General features: G+C 73.5%; 15 protein-coding genes and 1 pseudogene. 10 read left to right on the plus strand and 6 right to left on the minus strand.

From position 1 onward, the window contains the following. The first annotated feature begins 6 nt into the window (after nucleotides 1-6). The 3 genes and pseudogenes from AC07AL_RS30915 to AC07AL_RS30925 form a co-directional block, all read left to right on the plus strand. Complete coding sequence (locus AC07AL_RS30915; RefSeq protein ID WP_400477172.1) at nucleotides 7-231, plus strand: hypothetical protein; 225 nt, start codon at nucleotides 7-9, stop codon at nucleotides 229-231. Between the two features lie 113 nt (nucleotides 232-344). Continuing rightward, nucleotides 345-767, plus strand: coding sequence for a DUF6879 family protein (locus AC07AL_RS30920; protein WP_363632318.1), 423 nt, complete (start codon nucleotides 345-347; stop codon nucleotides 765-767). Between the two features lie 104 nt (nucleotides 768-871). After that, a pseudogene (locus tag AC07AL_RS30925) lies at nucleotides 872-1,024 on the plus strand (DNA-binding protein); the annotation flags it as partial. 11 nt (nucleotides 1,025-1,035) lie between these two features. On the opposite strand, the gene AC07AL_RS30930 reads toward AC07AL_RS30925, so the two are convergent. From AC07AL_RS30930 to AC07AL_RS30940, 3 genes are all read right to left on the minus strand, one after another. Further along, on the minus strand, nucleotides 1,036-2,313 hold the full coding sequence (locus tag AC07AL_RS30930) for an MFS transporter (protein WP_478319002.1): 1,278 nt from the start codon (nucleotides 2,311-2,313) through the stop codon (nucleotides 1,036-1,038). A 213-nt stretch (nucleotides 2,314-2,526) separates the two neighbouring features. Beyond that, nucleotides 2,527-2,838, minus strand: a complete 312-nt coding sequence (locus tag AC07AL_RS30935; protein ID WP_063352995.1) for an ArsR/SmtB family transcription factor — start codon at nucleotides 2,836-2,838, stop codon at nucleotides 2,527-2,529. Between the two features lie 145 nt (nucleotides 2,839-2,983). Then, a complete protein-coding gene (locus tag AC07AL_RS30940; protein WP_478319005.1) occupies nucleotides 2,984-3,622 on the minus strand; it encodes an NADPH-dependent F420 reductase in 639 nt (212 codons plus the stop codon). 118 nt (nucleotides 3,623-3,740) lie between these two features. On the opposite strand from AC07AL_RS30940, the gene AC07AL_RS30945 reads away from it, so the two are divergent. The 3 genes from AC07AL_RS30945 to AC07AL_RS30955 all read left to right on the plus strand — a co-directional run bounded on the left by AC07AL_RS30945 (nucleotide 3,741) and on the right by AC07AL_RS30955 (nucleotide 5,697). After that, complete coding sequence (locus AC07AL_RS30945; protein ID WP_478319006.1) at nucleotides 3,741-4,184, plus strand: winged helix-turn-helix transcriptional regulator; 444 nt, start codon at nucleotides 3,741-3,743, stop codon at nucleotides 4,182-4,184. Nucleotides 4,185-4,336: 152 nt separating this feature from the next. Beyond that, on the plus strand, nucleotides 4,337-5,074 hold the full coding sequence (locus AC07AL_RS30950) for a hypothetical protein (protein ID WP_478319007.1): 738 nt from the start codon (nucleotides 4,337-4,339) through the stop codon (nucleotides 5,072-5,074). A gap of 80 nt (nucleotides 5,075-5,154) precedes the next feature. Further along, entirely contained in the window at nucleotides 5,155-5,697 is a 543-nt protein-coding gene (locus tag AC07AL_RS30955) for a DUF1707 SHOCT-like domain-containing protein (RefSeq protein ID WP_363588098.1), read from the plus strand. Nucleotides 5,698-5,921: 224 nt separating this feature from the next. Here AC07AL_RS30955 and AC07AL_RS30960 read toward each other — a convergent pair whose 3' ends face one another. The 3 genes from AC07AL_RS30960 to AC07AL_RS30970 form a co-directional block, all read right to left on the minus strand. Then, nucleotides 5,922-6,878 (minus strand): aldo/keto reductase, encoded by a 957-nt coding sequence (locus AC07AL_RS30960; RefSeq protein ID WP_363632310.1) that lies wholly within the window; start codon nucleotides 6,876-6,878, stop codon nucleotides 5,922-5,924. 277 nt (nucleotides 6,879-7,155) lie between these two features. Further along, complete coding sequence (locus tag AC07AL_RS30965) at nucleotides 7,156-7,503, minus strand: hypothetical protein (protein WP_478319010.1); 348 nt, start codon at nucleotides 7,501-7,503, stop codon at nucleotides 7,156-7,158. After that, a complete protein-coding gene (locus tag AC07AL_RS30970; protein ID WP_478319011.1) occupies nucleotides 7,500-7,940 on the minus strand; it encodes an ATP-binding protein in 441 nt (146 codons plus the stop codon). Before AC07AL_RS30970 ends, AC07AL_RS30965 begins: the two co-directional genes overlap by 4 nt. A 306-nt stretch (nucleotides 7,941-8,246) precedes the next feature. Here AC07AL_RS30970 and AC07AL_RS30975 point away from each other — a divergent pair, with 306 nt between their 5' ends. From AC07AL_RS30975 to AC07AL_RS30990, 4 genes are all read left to right on the plus strand, one after another. Further along, nucleotides 8,247-9,017 carry a DUF5753 domain-containing protein gene (locus tag AC07AL_RS30975; RefSeq protein WP_400477183.1) on the plus strand — a complete coding sequence of 257 codons (771 nt, stop codon included), beginning with the start codon at nucleotides 8,247-8,249 and terminating at the stop codon, nucleotides 9,015-9,017. Beyond that, nucleotides 8,980-9,180: a DUF397 domain-containing protein gene (locus AC07AL_RS30980; protein WP_363588088.1), complete on the plus strand. Its 201-nt coding sequence runs from the start codon at nucleotides 8,980-8,982 to the stop codon at nucleotides 9,178-9,180. The genes AC07AL_RS30975 and AC07AL_RS30980 overlap by 38 nt, the downstream gene beginning before the upstream one ends. Before the next feature lie 73 nt (nucleotides 9,181-9,253). Then, complete coding sequence (locus AC07AL_RS30985) at nucleotides 9,254-9,760, plus strand: GNAT family N-acetyltransferase (RefSeq protein WP_363589766.1); 507 nt, start codon at nucleotides 9,254-9,256, stop codon at nucleotides 9,758-9,760. 77 nt (nucleotides 9,761-9,837) lie between these two features. Further along, the gene (locus tag AC07AL_RS30990) at nucleotides 9,838-10,041 is read left to right on the plus strand and encodes a DUF397 domain-containing protein (protein WP_363589764.1); all 204 of its coding nucleotides are present in this window, start codon (nucleotides 9,838-9,840) and stop codon (nucleotides 10,039-10,041) included. Nucleotides 10,042-10,290 lie beyond the last annotated feature (249 nt).

A 10,290-nucleotide genomic window follows, 5' to 3' on the forward strand; every position in this document is an offset into this window, starting at 1 on the left:
TGGCACATGTCGGGTCTTGAGCCGACTGGACAGTCGGAACGGGTGAGCGCCGAGGAGTCGGCGGCGAACGATCTGCGGGAAGCGCTGCGCGCTGCCGGGATCTCCGCCCTCGTCCGTGGTGGCCCGGACGTGTTCGCGGGATCCAGCTTCTCCTGGGTGGCCCTGGGACACCTCAAGGAGGCCGAGGCCGCCGTGCTCGCCACCCTGATCCGCAAAGCCCTGGACACGTGAGCGCGGCACCGCAAGGGGCCCCCGGCCGCCGGGAGGCGGGGCGGCCCCGCCGGACCCCGACGAGCGGTCCGGCCGACCGAGCTGTCCCCGGAGGAACGCGAGCGGCGTCGGGCGTGCCCGACTTCGCCGAGCTGCTCGGGCGGTGCCGGCGCTCCGCCGTCCATCTGGAGCTGCGGGACTCCTACGACCAGTTGATCACGGACACGGTGGCCCGGGGTGTGGCCGTGCGCCGGGCCCGGGTCGTCTCCGAGCCCGTGTCCGCGTACATCCGGTGGGAGCACTACGTCACCCACGCCAACGTCACGGCGGGTGAGGAGGTCCGCTGGCTGCCCCGGCGACGGGCCACGGGCATCCCCCTGCCGGGCAACGACTTCTGGCTGTTCGACGGCGCGCTGCTTCGGGTGCACCACTTCTCCGGTGACGGCGCGGTGGTCGAGGACGAGATCACGGCGGACCCGCAGACCGTGGCGCTGTGTGCCACCGCGTTCGAAGCGGTCTGGGAGCGAGCGGTCCCGCACCACCTGTACGACGTCTGACGAAGGCCGGCTCCGTGCCCGCGCACCCCTCTGCGAGCGTTCAACAGGCCCGCGAAGCCCTGGCCGGCCGGGTGCGCGAGATCCGCGAGGACACGGGGAGCGGGGTCCACGCGGACACGCTGGATGCCGCTTCCACCCTCACCCGGCCCGGCCAGGTCGGTCTGTACGCCCGGGCCTTCGACCGCCTCTCGCGGGGGGCGGTGCGGGGCGCGGCCGTGCGCTCGCTCGTGGCGGGCGCCTTGGCCTGCCTGGACTGATACGGCAGCCGTCAGGCGGTGGCGGCCCGGGCCGAATCGGGCGCGGCGGCGTCGTCGGTGGTCGGCTCGTCCTGCGCCGGGGTCTGCGGCGTGGGGGTGGCCTGGGTGGCGGGGCCCAGGCGGCGGCGCAGCAGGACGGCGGCCAGGGCGGCGAGGGCGAAGCCCGCTCCGGCCCAGGGCAGGTGGCGGGCGCCGGCGGTGGAGACGACGAGGCCGCCCACCGCGCTGCCGGCGGTGATGCCCAGGTTGGAGAAGGAGATGAACAGGCTGTTGCCGAACTCGGGTGCGTCCTGGGCGTCGCGGGCCAGCCAGCTCTGGCTGACGACGAGTCCGCCGGAGTGCACCGCGCCCCAGAGCAGGACGCCGGCGGTCATCGGCGCGGGCCAGGGGCCGATCGCGTAGAGCAGGGCGTAGAGGAGGACGTAGAGGGCGGGGAAGGCGGTGACGGTGCGCGGGAGGTCGCGTTCCAGGAGGCGGCCGAAGAGGAGGTTGCCGAGGACCATGACGATCCCGAAGGCCATCAGCGCGGCGCCCACCAGGGAGGCGCTCAGGCCGGTGACGCGTTCCAGGTATTCGGCGAAGTAGCCGTAGACGGAGAACATCGCGGCGAACACGCACACGACGGCGAGGACCGACAGCCACAGCCGGCCCCGGCGCAGGATGGCCAGCTGGCCCCGGTAGGAGGGGCGCCGGCCTGCGGGCGCTGCGGGCGCCGCGGGGGTGGTGGGCGTCGCGGGGGTGGCGGGCAGGAGGAGCAGGACGCCCAGGCAGGCCAGCAGGTTGACGCCGGCGCCGAACCAGAACGCGGCGGCCAGGCCCGCGTGTTCGGCGAGGTAGGAGGTGAGCGGCACGCCGAAGGCGAAGCCGACGGTGACGCCGGCGAAGACGGTGGTGGCCGCCCGGGTGGCGCGGTGTTCGGGGACCAGGTCGGCGGCGGTGGTGAGGGCGACGGCGAAGAAGACGGGGTGGAAGAGCGCGGGCAGGATCCGGAAGGCGAACATCACGGCGAAGTCGTCGGTGAGCGCGTACACGGCGTTGGAGAGCGCGAAGACGGCCAGTGCGCTCGCCAGGACGGCCTTGCGGCGCAGGCCGGAGGCCAGCAGGGTGCCGAACGGTCCGGTGGCGGCGACCACGAGGGCGAAGACGCCCACCAGCCAGCCGGCGGCGGAGGGTGTGACGCCGAGTTCCTCGGAGATGCGGGGCAGGACGCCGACGACGCCCATCTCGGTGGTGATGATCCCGAACACTCCCAGGGAGAGTGTCAGGACGGCGGGGCCGGTCTTTCGCATGTGCTGCCTCCGTCCGCCCGGCGCGCGGGGTGTGCGGGCGCACGGCACCCGCCCGCGCATGGGGCTACAAATCTAGATAGTTAGATGGAATGGGGCGAAAAGGAAGGGCGCAGCCCGGGCCGCCCCGGCGGGGGCGGTGGGGTGCGCCCCGGAGGGGGCGGTGGGGTGCGCCCCGGAGGGGGCGGTGGGGTGCGCCCCGGAGGGGGCGGAGCGTCAGAGTTCGTCGCGGGCGTAGGCGGCGAACGCGGCGATCGTCTCCTCGTCGCGGCGGTAGAAGGTCCACTTGCCGACGCGTTCGGACACCAGCAGTCCGGCGTCGCGCAGGATCTGCAGGTAGCCGGAGACCACGGACTGGGCGAGCCCGGACTTCTCCCGGATGTCCGTCACGCACACGCCGATGTGGAAGCCCACGCCGCGCTCGCGGTAGTAGTCCTCGTCGAAGTAGCGCTCGGGCGTCTTGAGCCAGCGCAGGAAGTCCGCCCGCGCCGGGTTGGCGAGCGCCTTGTGGACGGCCAGCGGATCCACCGCGCGCTCCCTTCGCCCGACCCTCGACCAGATGACGTATCCAATATTCTAGATGTGAAGAAGCGTGTCAACCCGGGCCGGACGAGGCGGGGGCGGCCCGCATGCCCGCCGCCCCGGCGGCCTGCGGGCCTGCGGGCCTACGGGCCTACGGGCCGGCGTGGGCCAGGGGCGGGGCGATCGCCTGGGCGTCCACGCCCTCGCCCACCCACAGGCCGATCAGGAACGCGGCGGTCGCCTCCAGCAGCCCGGCCCGCTCCAGCCCCCCGCCGCCCACCGGCTCGCAGCCCACGTCCCGCACCAGGCGCCGCACCGTCTCCAGCGCGCCCGGCTCGTCCCCGCACAGCGGGACGGCCAGCGGACGCCCGTCGAACACCGGCGGGCTCAGGCGCCACACGCTCTCGTGGCACAGGTTGAACGCCTTGACCACGTGCGCCCCGGGCGCGCCCGCCGCGATGCGCTCGGCCGCCGAGGGCCCGGCGCCGGTGGCCAGGACGAAACCCGGGGCCACCGGGTTGGTGCAGTCCACCAGCGTGCGCCCGCACAGGACGTCGGCCAGAGCGGCGGCCACACCGGCCGCCGCCGCGTGGGGCACGGCGAGCAGGACGGCGTCCGCCCCGTGCCCGGCAGCCTCCCGCACGCCCCCCGTCCGGGCTCCGATCCGCCCGGCCCGGGCCGCGGCCCGGGCGCCGTCGCGCCCGCCCACCAGCACGTCGTGGCCCGCGCGCACCCACTGCCCGCCCAGCGCACCGGCCATGGCGCCGGTGCCGATGATCCCGATCCTCACGATCCCCGCTCCCCTTCTCCCGAACACGCCGACGACATCGACATCGACGATGTCGACGGCATCGACGACGTCGACTGCGCTGACGACACTAGGCACCGGCTCGGGCACCGTTCGGTACGTGACCACCGATCAGGACCTCCTCGCCGACTGCCCCGCCCGCCTCGCCTTCGACCTGCTCGCCAACACCTGGAACCCGGTCGTCCTGTGGGCGCTGCGCCACCACCCCCAGCGCCCCGGGCAGTTGCGCGCGCGGATCGGGGGCATCAGCCCCAAGGTGCTGACCGAGACCCTGCGCCGCCTGCAGGCCAGCGGCCTGGTGGAACGCACCGCCCACCCCGGGTCGCCGCCCCGCGTCGAGTACGCGCTCACCGGCCTGGGGGCGAGCCTGCTCGCCCCGGTGGGCGCCCTCGGCGCGTGGGCGTTCGAGCACGGCGACGACGTCATGGCGGCCCAGGACCGCGCCGAAGGCGCGGGGCCCGCCGGGGCCGAGAGCGCGGGGCCCGCCGGGGCCGAGAGCGCGGGGCCCGCCGGGGCCGAGAGCGCGGGGCCCGCCGGGGCCTAGGATTTCTCCGGTGCACCGGAGGAATCTGACAGCGGCGGCCGACGGCGGATCCTGGGGCGGCCTGGGCCTGGAGCTCCCCCCCTGCCACCGAGCCGGGGCTGCGGCCGCGGACGGCCAACGGGAACCTGATCGTCCTGTCACAGGGTCCGCGGGTGGTGCTCACCGCCAGGATCGACGACGACCGCTGCGGCGTCGAGTACTCCCGCACGGACCACTACCGCTCCCCCCTCGCCCCGCTGCGGGCCGCCCGGGCGCGCGCGGTCGCCGGGCCGGGAGGGCCGTCCTGGTACGCCCGCTGGGCGCACCGCTTCGCCGGCGCCCTGCACGCCCGCGCCGACGGCCCGCTCCACGAGGGGCGGTGGGTGCTCTCCCCGCGGCTCGCCCGCCAGAGGACGGCACCGACCGCAGGCGGGCCGGGCGGCCAGTGGCGCTCCCTGCTGCTCGACGCCCATCCCGACGGCTACGTCGACTGGTTCGACGGCTCCCGGCGGGTCATGCCGCTGCGCCGGATGCCGCCGCCCGACGACCCCCGGGTGAAGGCCTGCCGCAAGCAGGCCCGGGAGGGGATCCTGGCGCCCGTCCTGCTCTGGTGGTTCAGCGGGCTCAACTGCCATGCGGTCCTGGACGGCCACGCCCGCCTCGGCGCCGCCATCGCCGAGAACCGCGAGCCGGCGGTCCTGGTCCTGTCCCGCGCACCGTCCGAGGAGTGGACCAGGGCCCGGACGGACAAGGCCCTGTCGACCTACCGCCTCACCATGTCCCTGCTGGACGGTCCGCATCCGGTGGCGGACCGCCAGGGCCTGGCCTCGGCGGCGGGCCGCCTGCTCGCCACCCAGCCGCACGGCCCCGAGGCCGACCACGCGCCCACCCGCGCATGGCCGATGCCGTGAGGCCCACCCGCCCGGCACCGGCCGTTCCCGCCAGGGGCCTTGGCGGGTTCGCGGCCCAGGCGCGGCACTAGAGTGGGGCGGTGACCTCGCTGCCGGAAGACCTCTCGCCCCTGGCCGGCGACGACGACCGCGACACGGCCGTGCAACGCCTGCAAGAGGCGTACAGCCAAGGGCGCATCTCCCACGAGGAGATGGACGAACGCCTCCACCAGGCGCTCACCGCCAGGACGCAGGACGCACTCGGGCGGTCCCTGGCCTCGCTCCCCGAACCGGGCGCGGGCACCGAGACGACGATCGGCGCCGCCACAGGACGCATCCGGCGCAGCGGCGCCTGGAAGGTGCCCCGGACCCTCAAGGTCTTCTCCGCGCTCGGCAGGGTGCGCCTGGACCTGTCCCGGGCGGTCATCGAGCACCCGGTCGTCGACATCGAACTGCAACTCGGCACCGGCGGCGCCAGGATCACGGTGCCCCACGACGCGGTCGTCGACATCGAGGGCATGCACTCCGGCTGGAAGGAGGCCCGCTACAAGCCCCCGCGGCGCCCCACCCCCGGCGGCCCCACGATCCGGATCTCCGGGACCACCGGATTCGGACGGCTGAAGATCCGCCACGCGCGACACTGAGACCCCCCCGGGGCCGATCGGCTGCCGTAACTCTCTTCGCTTGACGTGTGGTTGACGATGCGTCATGCCAGGTGACAGCGGTGATTCCCCGCGCTGTTCGGTGCGGGGCCTCGCCGGTTCACCCCTGGACGAGCGGCACGCCGGGTGGCAGCGGCGGCCTCACCGGGAGCCGGAACCCGTGCCGCCGACGTGCCCTGCGCGGCGCCCGTGTTCTCCCGCTCCGATCAGGCCACGGCGTGTTCCGCGTCGAGGACCGCGTCGATCTCGGCCAGTTCCTCGGAGGTCGGCACCCATTGCCCGGCGGCGGCGTTGGCGCGCACCTGCTCGGCACTGCTCGCCCCGGCGATGACCGAGCCGCAGCCGGGCCGTGCGGCGAGCGCGCCCACGCCGATCTCCAGGACGCTCCGGCCGCGCGCCTCGCCCCAGGCGGCGAGGCGTTCGACCGCGTCGAGGCCGGCCTCGGTCACCCGCTCGGGCCGCGACGCCAGGCGCGAGCCCACGGGCACGCCCGTGGCACGGCGCACCTTCCCGGTCAGCAGGCCGTTGGCGAGCGGGTAGAACGGCAGCACACCGAGGCCGTAGTGCAGCGCCGCGGGCACCACCTCCCGCTCCGCGCCGCGTTCGAGCAGCGACCATTCGTTCTGGGCCGAGACGAACGGGACGGCCCCGATCTCCCGGGCGACGTGCGCGGCCTCGGCGATCTGCCAGCCGGCGAAGTTGGAGTGCCCGATGTAGCGCACCTTGCCTTCGCGTACCAGCTCGCTGAGCGCGGCGAGCGTCTCGGCGATCGGCGTGCGCGGGTCGGGGGTGTGCAGCTGGTAGAGGTCGATGTGGTCGGTCTGCAGGCGTCGCAGCGACTCCTCGACCGCGCGCCGGATGTAGGCCCGGCCGCCCTTCGCCCCGGCTGCGGGCCCGTACCCCAGGTCCGCCCGCTGATAGCCGAACTTGGTGGCCAGCACGACCTCGTCGCGCCGCCCTTTCAACGCCTGGCCGAGCAGTGTCTCGGAGCCGCCTCCGGCCCCGTACATGTCGGCGGTGTCGAAGAGCGTCACCCCGGCGTCGAGTGCCGCGTCGACCACCGCGCGTGTCTGCGCCGCGTCGAGACGTCCGCCGAAGTTGTTGCAGCCGAGTCCGACCACGGAGACGAGGAGTCCGCTGTTGCCGAGCGTTCGATATTCCATGGGGTCACCCTAGTTCTGGCACGACGACAAGACCGGCCGCCCGTCACCCGGTCACCGATCGACCGCTGACCGGCTTCGGAACCACTCGTCCAGCGCGAGGGCGCCCGGCGGGCGCGGTCGGCGACGGCCCGCAGCAGGGCCTCGGTGCTGCCGGGGGCGGCCGCCCGGCGCCGCACCTCGGCGTGGGCGGCGCGGCGCCCGGGGCTCAACGCCCGCACGGGCAGGGAGAACCGGCCGCGCAGGCACCACCACCTCACGACCCGGGCGCAAAGGCGCCTCACACCGGCTCCGGGAACTCGTCGGCGCCTGCGGTGCCGTCGGGGCCCTCGGGGCTTTCGGGGCTTTCGGCGGGGCGCAGGTGGATGGGGTGGGCGTGGATGCCGACGAAGGCGATCACGCGCAGCGCGCCGACGTCGGCCAGCCGGCGGGCGACGTCGGCGGCGGATTCGGGGGCGAACAGGTCGGTGAGATAGGCAGCGTGGTCGTCGTCGAGGGGAAGGCGGGCCAGGGCGGTGCGCACGGCGGCCAGGGCGTCGGCGAGCCGGGCGAAGGTGGCGGTCCGGGTGACGCCGCCGATCTCGACGGTGACCGGGTGCGGGTAGTCGCGGGGAGGGATGGCAGTCACGACGCGTCCCCGCTCTGGGGTCCGAGGACCGCCCACACCGCTTTGCCGACCCCGCCCGCGCGGGGGCGACAGCCCCACCGGAGAGCGAGTTCGGACACCAGCCACAGCCCCCGCCCGCATTCTTCGTCCCCGCCCACGCGGCGCAGCACGGGCCGGCGGGAGTCGGCGTCGTGGACCTCGATCCGCAGGTCGTCGGCCGAGAGGGCGAAGCGCACGAACAGCAGCCGGTCGGACGGGGTGCGGGCGTGCTGGACGGCGTTGGTGACGAGTTCGCCGAGCACCAGCCCGGAGTGGTCGGCGAACAGTTCACCCCCCGCGTGGTCGGAGAGGAAGCCGCGCAGCAGCCCGCGTGCGGTGGGCACGGACTTCTGGTGGCGCGACAGCCAGCAGGAGTACTCCCCCACTGTTTCCGGCTGTTCCTTCAATACTTCAGGCATGGCCTCACTCGCCTCGGAGTTGTCCCGGATGCGGGAGTTTCGCCACGTCGGCCCGGGCCGCCGGGCCGCTGGTTGATCGTTCGTCATGATGAGCTCTCTGTGGCCTTGATCGCTGCGCACCATTCTCACTGTGCGTGCATTAAGCGTCGCTCTGAGCGGCTAACCTGGGAAGGGTGACCCTGTGTCACTCTGCGATTGGGCACATGGAGGCTGAGCATGGGGTTCCAACCAAACGAGCTGGATCCTGGGCGGTCGGCGCGAGACCAGTTCGGCTGGGAGATGCGTGCCCATCGTGAGCGAGCGGGTATGTCGCTCGACCAACTCGCCAAGATCGTCAATATCTCGAAGGGGCATCTCGGGCGGGTCGAACGCGCCGAATCAATGCCACCGCCGGACCTGCCCGGCATGCTGGACGCGGCGTTCGGCACCGACGGCCGGTTCGACCGCATCTACCAGTTGGCCAAGAACGAGAAGTTCCCTGGCAAGTACCGGCAGGCGATCCATCTGGAGGGTCAGGCCGCCGTCATCGAGGAGTTCGCCTCTGCGACCATCCCCGGCCTGTTGCAAATTCCTTCTTTCGCCCGACACTCGCTACGTGCAGGCCAACAGCACGCTACCGAGCAAGAGATCGACGCATTGCTCGCCGCACGACTCGAACGTCAGAAGCGGCTGGATTCCACGACGCCGCCGCGATGTTGGTTCATCCTGGACGAGGCGACGCTCCGGCGACCAGTCGGCGGACTCCATGTGATGTGCGAGCAACTCACCGCCCTAGCAGACGAAAAGCGCTCCTTCATCACGATCCAGGTCCTGCCCTTCGCCGCCGGCGAACACCCTGAGATGGGCGGTTCCCTCATGCTGTACACCCTCCCGGCGGGCGGTGTGATCGCTTGGGCGGAAGGTGCAAAGAACGGTGAGGTCATCGACGAAATGCCCAAGGTCGCCGAGCGGCGTGAGTCCTACGATCTACTGAGGGCCCAGGCCCTGTCGCCCCGGGACTCCCGGGCGATGATCAGACGCATTCTGAAGGAGTACGGCCGTGCGAGCAGAGACGCAGGAAGAATGGCGAAAGAGTAGCCACAGCAACAATGACGGCGGTGTCTGCGTCGAGGTCGACGACGCACACCCGGGCCGCGTCCGGGACTCCAAGGACCCCGACGGCCCCCGGCTGGCCTTCTCCGCTGATGCCTGGCAGTCCTTCGTGACGGCCGTACGCGGCGGCGAGTTCGGCCAGATCTGACGGTTTGGCAGGCCCGGGCCCTGCCGCTGCGGCAGGGACCCGGGCCTTTCACGGACTCCCCTAGGACGGCGGCATGACCGGCATCGAACTGCGCCACCACCGCGAACTCACCGACGCGGTCCGCCATGAGCTGGCCGCCCTGTACGCCGAGGTGCGCGCCCCGCTGCTGCACCTGCCCAACTACGCCCTGCCCGCCTTCGGCGAACGCCTGCAACGCCACGGCGGTGAGCCCGGCTTCGAGGCCGTCATCGGCTACGCCGGCAGCGTGCCCGTCGGCTACGCCTACGGCAACACCGTCGAGGCGGCCGACCGCTGGTGGACCCGCATGGCCCGCCCGATGCCCCACCACCTCACCGCCGCACTGGTGTTCGCCCTCAAGGAGCTGGGCGTACGCACCCGATGGCGCGGCACCGGCGCCGCCCGCCGCATCCACGACGCGCTCCTCTCCGCCCGACCCGAGGAGCGGGCCACGCTCATGGTCAACCCCGCCGCCGGGGACGGCAAAGTGCACGCGCTGGACACGGCGTGGAGCTACGAGGACTCAACGAGGTCCGCCCCCGCCCGGACGCGCCGCCACTGATCGCGATGCTGTACCGAAAGCCAACCCCCTTGGCGTAGCGTCTCGTTCACAACATCCTGCGGCCAAGGGAGACAGCCGTGCACGCGAACGACCAGACAAAGTGGCGCAAGAGCAGCTACAGCGCACAGGCGAGCGAGTGCGTGGAGGCGGGGCGCGTCGTCGTCGGCGGCATGGCCGTCCGCGACTCCAAGGACCCCGACGGCCCCGCGCTGGTCTTCCCCGCCGACGCCTGGTCCGCCTTCGTCACCGGGGTCAAGGCCGGCGACTTCCCCACCGCCTGACCCGCCAGCCACCCCCGTCGCGGCCCCGGCCGCGCAGCCGGGGCCGCGACGAACAGTGAGAGCAAAGGACCCGTCCGGCAGCAGAGGATCCACCAGGCCTCGGAGCGGGTGCCGAACAGAACCCGGTAGGACGGGGGGCCCGACAAACCAGTGGTTCCGGGGGGGGGGGGGGGGGCGCCCCCCCCCCCCCCCTCCCTCCCCCCCCCCCCCCCCCCCCCCCCCCCCCCCCCCCCCCCCCCCCCCCCCCCT

This window comes from Kitasatospora sp. NPDC043949, from assembly GCF_056435365.1.

Bases quoted from the DNA above. Each gene is read 5' to 3' on its own strand.
- AC07AL_RS30915 (WP_400477172.1), top strand. From the start codon at position 7: ATGTCGGGTCTTGAGCCGACTGGACAGTCGGAACGGGTGAGCGCCGAG.
- AC07AL_RS30930 (WP_478319002.1), bottom strand. From the start codon at position 2,313: ATGCGAAAGACCGGCCCCGCCGTCCTGACACTCTCCCTGGGAGTGTTC.
- AC07AL_RS30960 (WP_363632310.1), bottom strand. From the start codon at position 6,878: ATGGAATATCGAACGCTCGGCAACAGCGGACTCCTCGTCTCCGTGGTC.
- AC07AL_RS30970 (WP_478319011.1), bottom strand. From the start codon at position 7,940: ATGCCTGAAGTATTGAAGGAACAGCCGGAAACAGTGGGGGAGTACTCC.
- AC07AL_RS30975 (WP_400477183.1), top strand. From the start codon at position 8,247: ATGTCGCTCGACCAACTCGCCAAGATCGTCAATATCTCGAAGGGGCAT.
- AC07AL_RS30985 (WP_363589766.1), top strand. From the start codon at position 9,254: ATGACCGGCATCGAACTGCGCCACCACCGCGAACTCACCGACGCGGTC.